Origin of the sequence: Bacteroides sp. DH3716P, from assembly GCF_025914115.1 — a bacterium.
In the GTDB taxonomy this organism is placed as follows: domain Bacteria; phylum Bacteroidota; class Bacteroidia; order Bacteroidales; family Bacteroidaceae; genus Bacteroides; species Bacteroides ovatus.
This window is the reverse complement of the sequence record NZ_CP083673.1, coordinates 5,709,415-5,724,947: the sequence shown is the minus strand read 5'-3', so window position 1 is coordinate 5,724,947 and position 15,533 is coordinate 5,709,415. Positions and strand designations below refer to the sequence as shown.

Sequence of the window (15,533 nt, the reverse complement as noted above, 5' to 3'; positions counted from 1 at the left end):
CTATCAGGTCTCTCTTGCTTATATTCTATATTATAATACATCATTTTTATAGAATTATGAAAGAAAACATCATTCAGGCAATAGTTGCGGAGATGCAGCGTGACTTGGACTGCCGACAAATGGCACGGCTTAAAACTGTGCTTGCATCAGAGTTACATAATGTAGAAATAGTCGAAAAAGAAGATTGTTCCAAACAACAAGCGCAAGAGAATGAGCATCTTCTAAGCTCGTTTATTTCGGCAAAGAAGATAGAGGGGTGCTCAGAGAAGACATTGGCATATTACCGTAATACTATTGAGCGATTATTACTTACGCTTTCAGTAGCGATTTGTCATATAACAACATCAGATATTCGAGCCTATCTATCCGGTTATCAGGAAGAGCACCAATCCAGTAAAGTGACCATAGACAACATGAGACGCATCTTCTCCAGCTTCTTTGCATGGTTGGAAGATGAAGATTATATTGCCAAAAGTCCCGTTAGACGTATCCACAAGGTTAAGACAGATTCGCTTGTTAAGGAGGTGCTTTCTGACGAGCAGCTGGAGCAACTGCGGGATAGTTGCACCAACAAACGAGACCTTGCCCTTATAGACATTCTTTCTTCCACGGGCATTCGTGTGGGTGAATTGGTTAAGTTGAATCGTGAAGATATTGACTTCCATGAACGCCAGTGCGTGGTATTTGGCAAGGGCAACAAAGAACGTGTTGTTTACTTCAATGCCCGAACTAAACTACATTTGCAGCAATACCTTGATGAACGCACAGATGACAATCCTGCTTTATTCGTTTCCCTCCACTCACCTCATACTCGCCTAACAATTAGCGGTGTAGAAGTAAGAATCCGGGAATTAGGAAAGTCCCTTTCTATGCCTAAGGTTCATCCGCATAAGTTTCGTCGTACACTTGCAACAATGGCTATTGACAAAGGTATGCCCATTGAACAGGTGCAACGTCTGCTCGGTCATGTGCGTATAGATACTACCTTGCATTATGCCATTGTGAACCAAAACAATGTAAAGTTAGCCCATAAGAAATACTTGGGATAAGTAATCATGCTGGATTCTGCTTGAAAATGTGTAACTTTGCATCCAAATAGGATGCAAATGGATAAACAGAAACTGGGAGATATTGCCACTGTAGAAATTAGTGGGGTTGACAAGAAAACAAAAGACGGCGAACAAGAAATCCGGCTTTGCAACTTTGTTGATGTCTATTATAACTGGGCTATAACCACAGCTCAGCATGATGGCTTTATGTTTGCGACTGCCCGTCCCAATGAGATTTCCAAGTTCCAATTAAAGAAAGGTCAAGTAGCTTTAACCAAGGATAGTGAGACTCGTGATGACATTGGTGTTCCCACTTATATTGCCGATGATTTTGATGATGTTATCTTGGGGTACCATTGCGCCCTGATTACTCCAAACAAAGATATTTTAGATGGACGTTACCTAAACGCCCTTCTGCATACTGACTATGCAAAGAAATATTTCGCTTGTAATGCTTCTGGAAGCGGACAACGCTATGCGTTATCCGTTGAAGCGCTCAATTCGTTTCCAGTTCCAATGATTCCATTACGTAATCAAGAGCGAATTGGCGAAATATTCTCTGCATTGGACAAGAAAATTGAACTCAACCGTCGGATAAATCAGAATTTAGAAGCAATGGCAAAGCAGTTCTACGATTACTGGTTCGTGCAGTTTGACTTCCCGAATGAGGAGGGCAAACCTTATAAATCAAGTGGTGGTAAGATGGTTTGGAATGAGAAACTAAAACGCAACATTCCTGTTGGTTGGCATTGTGGAAACCTCTTTGAAATTGCTGTTTTTACAAATGGTTTGGCTTGTCAGAAATTCAGACCAAAGGATGATGAAGAGTCATTGCCTGTTATTAAGATACGAGAAATGCACGATGGTATTTCCGATGACACAGAAGAGGTAACGTCAAATATACCAGAGTCAGTAAAGGTGTATAATGGTGATGTGCTATTTTCATGGTCGGCATCACTGGAAGTTATGCTTTGGGCTTATGGACTTGGAGGACTTAATCAGCATATCTTTAAGGTTACTTCTGCAAATGATTTCCCGAAGTCATTTTACTATTTTCAACTTTTGGATTATATTGATGTATTTAAGAAAGTGGCAGAAGCAAGGAAAACAACGATGGGACATATTACGCAAGATCATTTACAACAAAGCACAATTGCCATACCTGATAATAAAGATATTGCGGTTAGATTTGAGGAACTGATATCACCAATCTTTGAGCAGGTAGTGAAGTTGCATGAGGAAATATCATATTTAATTAAGCAGCGTGACGAACTTCTACCACTTCTGATGAACGGTCAAGTATCGGTAAATTCTGATTTATCGCTCGGTTAAGTTCTATCTTGCGGTCAATGGAGCGCAATAACTTACCGATGCGTTTTTGCTCAGATAATTCGGGAATCCACACTGTGCAATCCTTGATTTTATCAGGTGAAGTGTGACGAATTTTAGTCTGTTGGGCAGCAGCACTTAGCTGTTGCTTAACGAGGGCGGAGGATATGAGATAAAATGCGAAATCCTTATCTAACAAGTCTTCCTTGCAGATAATCTTTGCTACATCTTGACTTTGTATGTATTTGCCGCTTTCAGGAATAATGGCAGTAGAACCAAGCAAGCCTATTGCCTGTTCTGTCAAAGGGGTAATAATATCTCCCTCTTCCATTAGAAACTCAGATTTGAAGTCTCCGACATAATAAAGATTGTCCTTGGACTTGTTCTCCTTAAAACAGTTGTTCTGATAGTCGAAATTGCCACAAGTCAGACGGATATATTCACCCTCAGTGGCGTAATACTCGCCACTGAGACTTGCACCTCTTGTAACATCAAGGATTTCTCCCAATTTATATTTCGTCAAAATCATAATAATCTATTTTGATTTTTTAGATATGATTTGGCTTCATGTTCAAAGCAATTCAAAAAGTATTCTTGTCCATTTTTTACATCTTCTTTATGCTCTGTAGTCCAATATGGATTTTCTTCAACTTCTTTTTTCATCTTAGCTTTTAGCCATTCTACACCATCGTGCAAGTCTTTTTCGGATATAGAGTAATGATTGTCTAACATTTCATTTATCGCAAATGCAGACAACTGAAAACCACCATTCGCATTCAATCCCATAGTGGTCATATATTCGGTTATTTTATCATAATCTATCATATTTTTCTTTCAACTTTTATCTTTATTGCCCAATTTTGCTTCTATCTCTTCAATCGTTGGTATTGTTCCATCCACCTTTTTAGGATAGAGTTTAGATAACTCATATTCAGATATTCCTAAAGGAAGATTACTTCCCTCCAATGCGTATTGCGCAAGTAATGAATCCTTTTGACGACAGATGAGTAAACCGATTGTAGGATTATCTCTTCCCTCTTTCTTGAGGATATGATTGCATGCAACCACATAACCACTTAACTGACCCAAGTCTTGAAAATCAAACTCACCAATCTTAACCTCAATTACCACATAGCATGATAAATTTATGTTGTAGAAAAGCAAGTCAATAAATTTTTCCTTTTGTCCTATCTGAAGTCGGTATTCTTTGCCAACGTATGCAAATCCCGTACCGAGTTCCAGCAGGAATTGGGATATGTTGGCGAGCAATGCATCTTTGAGAATTTGCTCATTGTAGGGTTTCGTTATTCCTGTAAAGGCAAAATTGTAAGGGTCTTTCGTCAGTTCTTGTGCGAGGTCGCTTGCCTCGTCTGGCAATGTACGTGTGAAGTTTGTCAGGGCCTTGCCCTCTCGTTCATATAGTCCTGAGTCCATAAAGTTGAGAAGCACATCACGACTCCACCCCTCTTTCATTGTCTTTTTTACATAAAAGAAAGCCTTTTCTGGTTCAGTTCCATATCTGTCAATCAAATAACGATGGTGTCCCCAAGGTATTGAAAAAAGCATCTCTTTCAATTGTCCCACAGGCTGTGGGACAACTTCAGAAGAGTCTTCCGCAGATTGTGGCCCATTTTCATCCTCTAATTGTCCCACAGTTTGTGGGACAACCTTTAGGTGTTGAGAATAAAGCAAATAGAATTTTTTTGCATAATAGATGTTAGTACGAGAAAGCCCCGTTGAATTCGGATTCTTGAGTTGTAAATCCACAGAGAGATTCTTAATGACACTCTGTCCCCAACGCTCTTCAACGTGCATTTCTTCTATGTCTCGACCAAGTTCCCAATAATACTTGAGCAATTCTCGGTTTACTCTTACGGCGGCTTTGATTTGACTTTGCCGATAACGCACACTAAGATTTTCTACCCACTGGGTATAGTCCTTGTCTATGATGGTCAATCCTTTACTCATTGTCGCCTACATTTACGTTGAATTGCAAAGCATTCAACTGTTTCATGATTTCTTCTTCCAACCGATGGCTTTCTGCAAATTGTTCGGAAAGGGTTTGCTTATAGTTAGCCATACGTTGGTTAAATTCCTCCTCGGTAATATCTACATAATCAATCTTGATGTCGAAATATTGTCCGGCTGAGAGCGAATATCCTTTTTCCTTAATCTCATCGTAGGTAACGGCTACAGAAAAATCATCTACGGCCTCCTTGCGTTGGAATGTGCCGACAATCTTTTCTATCTCCTCATCGTTTAGACGTACTTTCTTCAATCCGTTGGCATCCTTGTATTCCTCACCCAATTTGCTGGCATCAATCAGAATTACCTTATCTGTGGTTGCCGACTTGTCGAAGAATAACACACTTACATTCGTACCCGTATTGGCAAATACATTGCTTGGCATGGAAACACAGCCATATACAATCTTATCATCTACTATTTTATGAAGTATCTTGTTCTCAATACCACTTTTAGCTGTGATAAATCCGGTTGGGATAACAATCGCACCCTTGCCTGTCTTTTTCAGCGAGTTGATAACATGCTGGATAAAGCAAGTATAGATTGCCATTGATTCTTTTTTCTTAGCAGGCACATTAGGCACTCCTGCCCAGAAACGTGCAGGCATGGCAGCTATCTTTTCTCTTGTATCTGAGAAATCCATCTTGAAGGGCGGATTGCTGACAACAAAGTCGAATTGGCGCAGTTGCTGTCCGCCATCGCTCTTATGATAAGGATTAACAAGGGTATCACCTTGAATAGCATTGTCAAGTGAAGAGACAAGCCCATTAAGCAGCAGATTCAGCTTCAGCATCTTGTTGCTTCGTTGAGAAATATCTTGCGAGAAGATGGTACAACGGTCTTCACCAATCTGGTGACTAAGTGCCATAAGAAGGGTTCCTGTTCCTGCTGATGGATCATAACATTCCATACTATGAAGGTCAGCATTGTCACCCACCAAAAGACGGGCCATAATCGTGGCAATAGCATGAGGAGTATAGTATTCCGCGTACTTACCACCTCCGGCTGTATTGTAGTCCTTTATCAGGTACTCAAATATACTGGAGAAGAAATCGTAGTTTTGAGCAAATGCCTCTTCAAAAGAGAAGTTCACAAGCTTGTCCACCAAAGCACGAGCGAATGGCGCACGTTGTGCCGTGTCAGTCACAAACGGTGTTAAAGCCTCAAACAAAGGAATCTTTGTGTTGGCAGTTGTTTGCGTAGAGAAAATATCCGCATTTTGCTCCGCAATGTCTGTCATCGTGGAATCAAAGATTGTATCGAAATCCCCTTTACTTTGCTGGTTCCAAAGGTTAGCTATCAGGTGATAAGGCTCAAGCATAGGAACATCGGGCGAAATGGCACTTTGGATAAGCATACGCTCATCATCCGAAAGGTTCTCGTATGCCGTTTCCCATTTCACATCCCCTATCAGTTTCTTGGCAATATCGCTTTTGGCGTTTTTCAACTCATAGCCAAACTTGTCGTTCAAGAATTTATAGAGAAACACCTGAGTGATTATCTTATATTCGTTGCCATCGTTGCCCATACCGTAAGACTGGCATGTCGCTTTCAGTCCGTCAATGAGCTTTAATGTTTTTTCTTTTATATCTGACATAATTCCTTCTTTTTAAGCCATGCCGTATGTGGCATTGTATTGGTTGATATATTGTTGTGAAATTCGTTGCTGGATGAACTTATAATCGTCCATTTCCGGCCTTATTTGTGGAAAATGATACAAACACCCATTGATAAGAGCCATTACCGTGCGCCCGAAGTATGCATCTTTTTTCAAAATATCGTTACGGTCATATACTTTGGCATCCACATCCTCTTTGATAATATTGAGAATGGCTACAATCTCATCATCAAGGAATGAGAACATCGGCTTCTGCCCTTTCTCTTCTCTTTGTTTGTTGACCTCACGGATGCGCTTGTGTACTCGGGCAAACTTCTCATCCCCTTTATATTTCTTTACCAAAGCATTATTTCGTTTTTGCAAGTCCTGCAAACGGGTTATGATTTCATCCAAAGCCTGAGTCTCTTCGTTGAACTTGGCTATGCTGTCAATCACAAAGCCATGCTCCTTGAAGCGTTCCATAAAAGCATCACGCAGCGACATAAATTCAGGATCGTCTTGGTCGAAGTTCTGGGTAAACGAGGCAATGGTGCGTTGCCATTTCTCTTTCAGCTCCGCTCCACCCGAAATAAGGCGCATTTCTTCCTGTCCAATCTTAGAGAAGGTGAACTCTATATCCATCATCGCCTCATTGATTAGTGTCTTTGTTTCATCACCGATGCTAAAAGCTTCCTTTTGGTTGATGATGCCAATACGCCTTTGTACTTCGGAAAGCAACTGAGGCAACTTCGTGATTTCAAGTTTGGCGAATTGTTCCTTCATGTCCTCATCGCCGAAAGTACGCACGAGGTTTGCCATATTTTTCGCAGATTCCAAAGCCTGTTTTAGGTCAAGCAGAACAGCCTTGTCTTCTTCCGTGGAAATCTCCGAAGAAAACTCTTCCGCATTATCGTAGGAATAATCGAAGAGGGTCTGGCGTACTTTTTTCATTTGTGCCACAATCTCGTCCTTGTCCTCAATCACTTGAGTGAAAGTGTCTGTGGCATTGCCGTCACCAGTCTCTTCCACATCGTTAAAACGATTCAACTCTTGCAGATAAGCCTCGTTTGTTTCTTTGAAGTTACGTTTAATGTCGGCAAAGTCAATGACAAATCCGTAACGCATTCCCGGATATGGACGATTTACACGGGTAATGGCTTGAAGTAGATTATGGTCTTTCAGCTTACGACCGAAATACAAACGCTTCAAACGAGGTGCATCAAAACCAGTCAATAGCATGTTGAAGACAATAAGAATATCTACGGTCATATTCTTTTTGAAATCCTTGACTGTCTGTTTTCTTGTTTCCTTGTCGTCTGTGTCGTGGAGAATGATTCCGGCTTTCAGTGGTCTATACTTTGATTTGTAATCCACTTCGGGTTCACCTACCACAAACGTCCCGTCAGGGAGCTTAATCTTGATAGGCTTTGGTTGGTATTTCTGCCACTCCTCTTGGAATACATCATAAAGCCGTCTTGCTTGTTCACTGGTTTCGCAGATGACCATACCGCCTAATGTATCGTCTCCTTGTATCTTACGGAACTCTTTCAAGTCCTGCATGATATAGTGAGCCAGCTCGTTCACATAGCTGGGGTGCTCTATGATTTCCGATTTGCGGATGTCTTTCTTTTGCACCAATGTGTCCAGCTTGTCGTACACGTCCGAAAGTCGCTCTTTGTAGGATGTTTCTATATCCTCACGAATGATTTTCAGCGTATAACCGTCTGCAATGGACTTGTCATAATAATAGGTATGCAGGTAAGTGCCGAAGACCTTGCAACTTGCACGTTCCTCTTTTAACAGCGGAGTACCCGTGAGAGCTATCTTTATCGAATCAGTGTCCGCATCAAAAAGGTTGGCAAGAAAACATCCACCGGGTTTATAGCCACGGTGTGCTTCATCGAGAATGAAGATACGTTGCAGATTTGTAGCATAGTCATTGATGCGTACTTTTTCCTTATCCTCTGCAAAGCGTTGTATATTCACGACTGTAATCTCAGCTTGGCCGCTTGTTCCTTGTTGTGCTTGGTTGCTGCGGAACTGCTCCATCAGTTCCGCCCTTGTGTTAGCAGTTGAAACCACCAGTCCACGGGCTTCAAATTCCTGTGTGGCTTGCTCCAACAAATCAAGGCGGTCAACAATGAAATAGAATTTGGCGACCTTGTTCTGCTTAGAATAGAAGTCATTGAGAATATAGGTCAGATAATAAGACAAAGCTGTCTTTCCACTACCTTGTGTATGCCAAACAACTCCTGATTTTATTCCCTCGGCAAGTTTCTTACGAATAGCCAATGATGCAAACAATTGCTGGTAACGCATGATATGCTTTTGGTCGGTAGATTCAATCTTGCCGTCCACCTCTCGCTCCATGCGGACGTAAGCGATACCATATCTAATGATGTACAATAAGCGTTCTGGCGAACACATGGAAGTCAATATACGGTTGGTGGGCGTATTGAAATCGAGGTTCGTTTGATATTCGGGACTGGTATGGATTACCTGACAGTTGTAATCAGACAGTATTTTCTTTTCCGCTACCCTGTCAATCTCCTTATATGGATAATCATGATGGTATGGAGCAATTTTCTGGCCGCTTGGGTTTTCCTCACGAAAGCAATTGAATGGAGAATAAGTGCGTGCGCCTGTACAATAGAAAGCCCCTTGTATGGGTACGATACCACCCAACGCATCGTATTCCATATTATTACTGAAAATCATCAGTTGGGTTATATTGATGAAGCGACGGAACTTCTTATTCGGGAAACGCTCTTTGTTCATCCGTGCGCTTTCTGCCAGCATACCACCATGATTATTTGGTTTCTTTACTTCTACGAAGCAAAGCGGCAGTCCGTTTACAAACAGGGTGATGTCTGGCCGGAACTCATCCTGACCATTCTTGCAAGTAAACTCAGCTGTAAAATGGAAAGTATTGTTTTCGATATTGTCAAAGTCAATCAGTTTTACAGGAGATACGACTTTAAGGCGGTTGTAAAAGCCACGTCCAAGGTCATCATCGTTCAGTTCTTTGCGGATGTCTTTCAGCACTTGCATCCATTCACCCTCATGACCAGGGTTCAGTTTTTTGAACTGTTGCTCAAAAACAGGTAAAAGAATATTCGTGTCACCGTCATAGACTGTGCCGTTCTTATCTTCACTCAGCTTACCAAAGTAAGTATATCCTATTCGGGTAAGATGAACCATTGCAGGCATCTGTACCCGAGTCGCTTCAGAAAACTGCTTCATGCCTTTTGAGACAATATATATGATTTATACTCGCGAACTATCAATTCTTTAATATCTACTTCCAACAAATCTGCAATCCTTAGCAAACTGGTTATATCTGGCTGCGATGTGTTTGTACACCATTTTGACACAGTTGATGGATTAACCCCCATTTGTTCTGAAAGCCATTTGCTGGTACGTTTTTTCTCTACTAAAACGAGTTTAATTCTGTTTACGTCTTCCATTATTGCATCTTTTGATTGCAAAAATAATGATTATTTTTCATTTTCGTTATTGTTTGGAAATAAATTTATTAACTTTACACTCGAATATTTAAATCAGATAGGCTATATGAATATTATATTTACTGCCAAAACAATTATTGATGGAAACTTTGCACTGAAAGAGCCAGTACAGATATTATATTGTTTACATAAAATTAGTTTATATCTTGAGGGCGGAATGTACATGTTATCTGTTTCCAAAGAGATTAGTATTGAGCATTCAGATTTAGTCGAATTGTCTAAAAATGGAGAAAACAAATCATTTACCATGAATGTGGACAAATACCTTGACAGTAGGGTGCTTGATATATTTCGTAATATAGAAGTTTATGGTGGATTTCAACATGGCATAATGAAAGTCTATTATAATGAATACTTAGACTTATCATGGACAGACAAGGCTAAAAACGAGTTATTGTTTTCTATGAGAAAATCATTAAACAAACAGAAAAAGGTATTAATTACTAGTGACAATTTCTCTAAACTAATGCTTGATAAGACATTTATACCAGAAGCCAAAGTTCCATATAATTTCTTTCGAGAAGCTAATAGCTATCTAGACAAACTAGATTATATTTCTGCTTATATTCATTTTTACATGATTTTAGAATATTGTTTTGCAAAGGGTAAATTTTCTGGAGAGCAAAAACAGAATTTTAAGAAATCTAACATGCTTAAATATGCTGTATTATCGACAATAAGCATGATTAAAGAGCGGAACTATGATTTGTATTTAGAGATTAAACAGGAATGCACCGATAAACACAAAGAACTGAATTTTGATTCTCTTATTGACATAATGTATTGTTATCGCGGAGAATTGTCACACGCAACGAAAAGAGCTGTTTATGAAGAAAAGCAAGAATTGGTAAAACCAATAACACTCTTCATTTCATCTGTTTGCTTTTCTGTTTGTGGCAACATAAAAGTATATTGTGATAAATTTGTTTCGGAAGATACACGAAAACGCAGAGTGAATGATCACATTCAAGAATTAGAAAAGCGACTTGGACTTGAATAACATCAAATTCTACCCAATAACAAATAAAATATCACAGAGATTAACTAATATTCTATTTGTAATAATGTGAAACTCAAACCTTTTGTTTTCGCATTGTTTTCGCAAAACGAAAATCAGCGATTTACGCACAAACGTAAGTCGCTGATTTCTAAAGTGGACCAGCCTGGGCTTGAACCAGGGACCTCCAGATTATGAGACTCTAATACTAACCTTGTATAAGGCAGATTGTCAACACATTAATTATCTCTATGTAAGTTCAGAGGTCAACAATAGGTCAACATTGAACTTACTCTGCAAAGTTAGCAATAATTCCTCATATCAAGAATTAAATCACTGTTTCTTATTATACCCAAATGCAGAATTTTTTATATATGTGTACCTGCTATGCTATATTTAAAACTTCGCTCCATGTATTATATTCTTCCACTGCTTCTTAGTATCTTTACTGTAGATAAATCAATTACCAACCTATTTATTGCTACACAAATATGCAAGTAACACCCAAGAAGACTAACACAATTCATTATTTACCACAAGAGATTAGAGAGACTAGATTAACAGAGGTTACATATTTACCTATTACAAGGGAAATGTTAGAACAACTATTCTCAAATTCAGCTAAGAAGGATAAGCATAAATTAGTTAAGAAGAGAAGGAGGTAATTAATAAGGCAGCAATTAGAAGGTAAAGAGAGGTAGTAAGTTAATAAACCTACGACCTCTCTTTGTTGTTAAAACTCAAACCCAATCTTGAGATTGACAGAACCACATGTCTTGTTCTCTTTGGTTGAACCTGTATACCCCTCGTTTATGTCTATGATATATCCAAGTCCTACATTAAGAAACATATTACGTCCCAATGCAAAGCTTGTTCCCACGGTTGGATTGGTGTAGAAGCCATTATTACATGAAACATCATATCCTGCTTTCAACTGTACAAACGGTGAAACCTTCTTGTCATTGAAGTTGTACTTGGCATCTGCATAAATAGGGAAGGCGTTATCTACATAGCCGTCTGCGTATTGCGGATAATTGATATACCCTCCACCTATACCAAGGAAGATGTTTGAATTAAGTTGATAGCCTATGGAAGCTGTGAAACCAAAGTTCATGGCACTCTCTACGCTTGATGCACCGACTGCGAAATGTCCTTCTACTGCGTACCTCATACCTCTCTGTCTTTCGGGATTAACACTGTACACATTACTAATACAGAGAGTGAAGGTTAATAATATAGTGAATAGTCTGATTCTCATAGTAGTTATTTCCTCTGATATGTCATTTTAGAATATTCCTTGTCACCATCTGACTTCTCTTCATAACATTCAAGTACCAACTTGGTAGAAGTCAACTCTGTAACTTTCAAATCATACACATCTGTATCTGAACCATAGCGTAAAGATAGAAGACCATTACTTAATGTCCATTTACCATTACCAATAACAGAGTTATCTAATTCATATTCAGTGAATGTTCCGTCTGCTCTAAATGTCAAATGTCCATAATCATAACATTCTCCTTCGGGGACTCTCGACCACTCTTCATCATATTCGGGATATGCAGGATTCTTCTCATATCCTTCTTCATAAACCAATATCCACTGACCTACAAGTTTCTCGGAAGTAGGAGTATCATCATCGTCATCATCACCACAAGCGGTAAAGTTCAAACACAACACAACCATTAACAAGGTCGTTCCAATAAATCTCAATGTTCTCATAATTGATATAAATTTAATTCTGCCAACCTGTTCCCCTACGGTAGGCATTATTAAATAAAGAAGGTGCAGGGAACTATTAACTTCATCCTATTGACTGGCTTCTCGCATTGCCTGTAGTATGGATAAAGCAACAGCAACCCCACACCTATTTAGAGCTATGAAATCCCATAAAGGGAAACATAATCAAACAGATATGGGTGCTATTGCTATCATCTTCATACTACTTCCAAATCTTGCGAGAATTTGTCAATAGAAGATAATATCAATAACACCTTTCGTAATAAATACAAGTCAACCTTAACGCTAAAGGCTGAAACTGCCACAAAGTTACGAAAGATGTTTATATTTGCAAGAACTATTGTTCATTAATCATTGAGAGCTGTCTCTACTCAATAATTCAAGGTTGGTATGAAACTTGCCAAATCCCCATATAAGTAGAAATTCTGAGCTTCCATACCAACCTAATTATCAGAAGCTAAGACAATCATAGGTATTAAGTAGTTCCTCTTGCCTTAATCCCAAGTATCTCTTAGTAATTGATACACTGGAATGATTGAATAGCTCCATGAGCTTGACAAGTGCAAGCTCCGAATTATCGTTATTCATGTTGTAGACCTGTCTGCCAAAGGTCTTCCTAAGAGAATGGCAACTGAAATTGCCTATATGTAACCTGTACTTCTTCTTAATCTCCTTCAACATGACATTGATTCTCTGAACTGTATACACTGTCCCCTTCTGACTTATCAATACAGGAGCATTTATGCCAACTGGATTTATATGCTCATAACAATCTCTGATATGTTGTTGTAGCTGCATGTTNTTTATGCCAACTGGATTTATATGCTCATAACAATCTCTGATATGTTGTTGTAGCTGCATGTTAATCCTAATTGTCCTTTGCTTCCCTGTCTTAATCTCTGTAATGGTAAACTCTTCTGCATCTAGTATCTGATTCCACCTCAAAGCAAGAATATCAGAAATTCTTAGACCTGTGAAGCAACCTAAAGCAATAAGAAGTGACATCTTATAATTACTATCCCTTGCCAATTTTCTTATTAAGTTCATCGCTTCGCTCCATTGCAGATAATCTGCTGTTGTACTTGAATATTTAAGTGACATAACGTTCTGTTTTATAGTGAAACTAATATAAGTGAATATTAATTTTAAACTGGAATATCTAACTTGCTGATTATTAGCTAAACATTCACTAATAACAGAAGTGAATATTATAAAGCAAGGACACTAAGTAAATAATGTCCTTACTTCATTCAACCTATATAAAAGGTAGGTGAGCTTCATCCAACACGCCACTGTCAACTATCCGTTGACAAAGTTCGTGCGATGCCTGATTCCTAAGGTCTGTACCATAGTCCTTACTGCCAACCATGCGAATAATCTCCACAATGGTCTTTATTAATTCCTGCTGTAGTGTACGGTGATAACACCTTGTACTCTCTGCAAACCTTCTAGGATTCCAACTATAATCATTCAAGGCTCTTTCAAGTTCTTGCGCTGCCTTGTATTCGCGACTGCCTTCTATTACCATATTTATAATATTTAAGAGGTTTATAAATAGCAAGAGTACCTATATATAGTATATAGATACCCTTATTAGTACTTCATGTACTACTTCAACATAATAATTTGAAATATTGATATATAGCCCAAATAATCATGAAGAAGAATACAATAGGCGAAACTGCACATGCAATAAAGAACATAATAGTCCAAAATATAACAGCGAATAATGCTAGTAACATAAATCTTTAATTATTAATTAAGTAATGAATAAATTAAGGGACACCCTTATTATATGGATGCCCCTGTTAAATACTGTGTAATACCACTAACTAAGAAACCATTGGTATTTGTCATCACCGTGTAAAGCGGAACATATACCTGTTGCAAGTTCTGTAGCATTATAGGCTCTATCCAAGAATGAATCTATATAGCTACTCTTATTAGCGCCTGTGAGCAAGTTGTAGAACTTCCACATAGACAAGTCATTTCCCAAGCTGCCAAAGTTCTCGTCATTGATATACGCTTTAGCCACATTGTTAACCTGTGTATCAGTAAGCAACATTTTAGGAATATCCTTTTGATACCCCTGTGGTAATGATTGATAAAGTCTCATTCTGCCTAATAGTTGGCAGAATTGATGCTCTGTCATACAGGTATTGCCTAAAGACTGCATCAAATGTATGTGTTTGGCTGCATCGTATTTGTGGAACATTTCCAATACCGCTTGATATAAATCCCTTGTATTGGTAACTTCCAAACAACTAAGATAACCGTCTGTAGATACACATAGATTTGTGCAAACCTTACAGGTGAAGCCAATAAACACTTTAAACCGCTCCGCACCCTTCTTTGAATAAAGATTGGTGTGGTTATAAGCTCTGACACCACCAATAGTAAGTGTTAGCCTGTTACCGTGTACTGTCTCATAGATAGTAGGAACTTCAATAACAAAAGCGCACCTCTCATAGTAGATAGTCTTGTCACTCTCTAATAACTGATTGGCTGGCTTATGAATTGCTTCGGGAATCCTGCCTTTGATTACATGAGAAACACGAATATCTGGCGATTCAATTTGTTCACCGCTAAAGAATGTATTGGTTGCATCCTGTACCGCTTCGATAAAAGCCACATGAGATAATGTAGCTTCGTTATCTTTGGCAAATACAGGGATAATACAATCATTCCTTAGATGTTCCAAACTGGCTTCAATCGTATTGGCTTCAATAAATAACGGGCGTTTCTGCTTAATAATTGGCTCTTCAATTATTACCGCTTCTTCTGCATATTCACCAAAGTTTCTACTAATTCTCTGCACTGGCATAATCTGTAATGTTGATTCCATAATCTGATAAATTATTAAGTTAATATGATTAGTAAATACTGCATTTGAGGACAAAATGAGNAAATGAGGGCTTAACATGAAGTTCTATTCATTCACTTATCTTTGTGCATCTTTATATGTAGACATATACAAATCGTTGATAAGTCCGCATATTTCAGAAGTTCAAAGCGTTTGTTGACTGAATAGCGATTCATGTTATCCTTTCATTTCTCCTAATGATTGGTGAGGGGTATTAGGGGTAATAGAGGGGGCTTATGCACGATATACATCTGATACGCTCACTGACGAATCAAATATTTCACCCTATCACTGCATAAAGTCTAAATAGAAACACAACCTAAATCTAAAGGGCGGGGGTATGATTTTAGATACCCTATTCTTGGGTTGGGGTATATAATAAGAAACTCCAAACCGTATTAGTGGT

14 protein-coding genes are annotated in these 15,533 nt (G+C 38.7%); 3 read left to right on the top strand and 11 right to left on the bottom strand.

Going from position 1 to position 15,533, the window contains the following annotated elements:
* Positions 1-56 precede the first annotated feature (56 nt).
* Together xerA and KQP79_RS21935 are read left to right on the top strand one after the other, a co-directional pair.
* Positions 57-1,049 carry a site-specific tyrosine recombinase/integron integrase gene (xerA, locus tag KQP79_RS21940; protein WP_061448467.1) on the top strand — a complete coding sequence of 331 codons (993 nt, stop codon included), beginning with the start codon at positions 57-59 and terminating at the stop codon, positions 1,047-1,049.
* Between the two features lie 57 nt (positions 1,050-1,106).
* Positions 1,107-2,381, top strand: a complete 1,275-nt coding sequence (locus KQP79_RS21935) for a restriction endonuclease subunit S (protein WP_225483800.1) — start codon at positions 1,107-1,109, stop codon at positions 2,379-2,381.
* Here the strand turns inward: KQP79_RS21935 and KQP79_RS21930 are convergent.
* Genes KQP79_RS21930 through KQP79_RS21905 form a run of 6 tightly spaced genes read right to left on the bottom strand, consistent with a single transcriptional unit; the run spans position 2,305 to position 9,467 of the window.
* Positions 2,305-2,907 (bottom strand): restriction endonuclease subunit S, encoded by a 603-nt coding sequence (locus tag KQP79_RS21930; RefSeq protein ID WP_149963524.1) that lies wholly within the window; start codon positions 2,905-2,907, stop codon positions 2,305-2,307. The two genes, KQP79_RS21935 and KQP79_RS21930, sit on opposite strands and share 77 nt — an antisense overlap.
* Positions 2,904-3,203, bottom strand: a complete 300-nt coding sequence (locus KQP79_RS21925; RefSeq protein WP_061448466.1) for a hypothetical protein — start codon at positions 3,201-3,203, stop codon at positions 2,904-2,906. Before KQP79_RS21925 ends, KQP79_RS21930 begins: the two co-directional genes overlap by 4 nt.
* 9 nt (positions 3,204-3,212) lie before the next feature.
* Complete coding sequence (locus KQP79_RS21920; protein ID WP_032844358.1) at positions 3,213-4,346, bottom strand: PDDEXK nuclease domain-containing protein; 1,134 nt, start codon at positions 4,344-4,346, stop codon at positions 3,213-3,215.
* Positions 4,339-6,000, bottom strand: coding sequence for an N-6 DNA methylase (locus KQP79_RS21915; protein ID WP_061448465.1), 1,662 nt, complete (start codon positions 5,998-6,000; stop codon positions 4,339-4,341). Before KQP79_RS21915 ends, KQP79_RS21920 begins: the two co-directional genes overlap by 8 nt.
* A 12-nt stretch (positions 6,001-6,012) precedes the next feature.
* The gene (locus tag KQP79_RS21910; protein WP_032856133.1) at positions 6,013-9,243 is read right to left on the bottom strand and encodes a type I restriction endonuclease subunit R; all 3,231 of its coding nucleotides are present in this window, start codon (positions 9,241-9,243) and stop codon (positions 6,013-6,015) included.
* Positions 9,240-9,467, bottom strand: a complete 228-nt coding sequence (locus KQP79_RS21905) for a helix-turn-helix transcriptional regulator (RefSeq protein WP_021980359.1) — start codon at positions 9,465-9,467, stop codon at positions 9,240-9,242. Before KQP79_RS21905 ends, KQP79_RS21910 begins: the two co-directional genes overlap by 4 nt.
* A gap of 106 nt (positions 9,468-9,573) precedes the next feature.
* On the opposite strand from KQP79_RS21905, the gene KQP79_RS21900 reads away from it, so the two are divergent.
* Positions 9,574-10,527, top strand: a complete 954-nt coding sequence (locus tag KQP79_RS21900) for a hypothetical protein (RefSeq protein ID WP_061448464.1) — start codon at positions 9,574-9,576, stop codon at positions 10,525-10,527.
* A gap of 730 nt (positions 10,528-11,257) precedes the next feature.
* On the opposite strand, the gene KQP79_RS21895 is transcribed toward KQP79_RS21900, so the two are convergent.
* The 5 genes from KQP79_RS21895 to KQP79_RS21875 form a co-directional block, all read right to left on the bottom strand.
* A complete protein-coding gene (locus tag KQP79_RS21895) occupies positions 11,258-11,695 on the bottom strand; it encodes a hypothetical protein (RefSeq protein ID WP_229093013.1) in 438 nt (145 codons plus the stop codon).
* A gap of 92 nt (positions 11,696-11,787) precedes the next feature.
* The gene (locus tag KQP79_RS21890; RefSeq protein ID WP_008646585.1) at positions 11,788-12,246 is read right to left on the bottom strand and encodes a lipocalin family protein; all 459 of its coding nucleotides are present in this window, start codon (positions 12,244-12,246) and stop codon (positions 11,788-11,790) included.
* 468 nt (positions 12,247-12,714) lie between these two features.
* The gene (locus KQP79_RS21885; protein ID WP_264386563.1) at positions 12,715-13,365 is read right to left on the bottom strand and encodes a tyrosine-type recombinase/integrase; all 651 of its coding nucleotides are present in this window, start codon (positions 13,363-13,365) and stop codon (positions 12,715-12,717) included.
* Between the two features lie 154 nt (positions 13,366-13,519).
* Positions 13,520-13,792 (bottom strand): hypothetical protein, encoded by a 273-nt coding sequence (locus KQP79_RS21880; protein ID WP_008646583.1) that lies wholly within the window; start codon positions 13,790-13,792, stop codon positions 13,520-13,522.
* Positions 13,793-14,092: 300 nt separating this feature from the next.
* Positions 14,093-15,109: a DUF3871 family protein gene (locus KQP79_RS21875; RefSeq protein ID WP_008646582.1), complete on the bottom strand. Its 1,017-nt coding sequence runs from the start codon at positions 15,107-15,109 to the stop codon at positions 14,093-14,095.
* Positions 15,110-15,533: the final 424 nt, after the last annotated feature.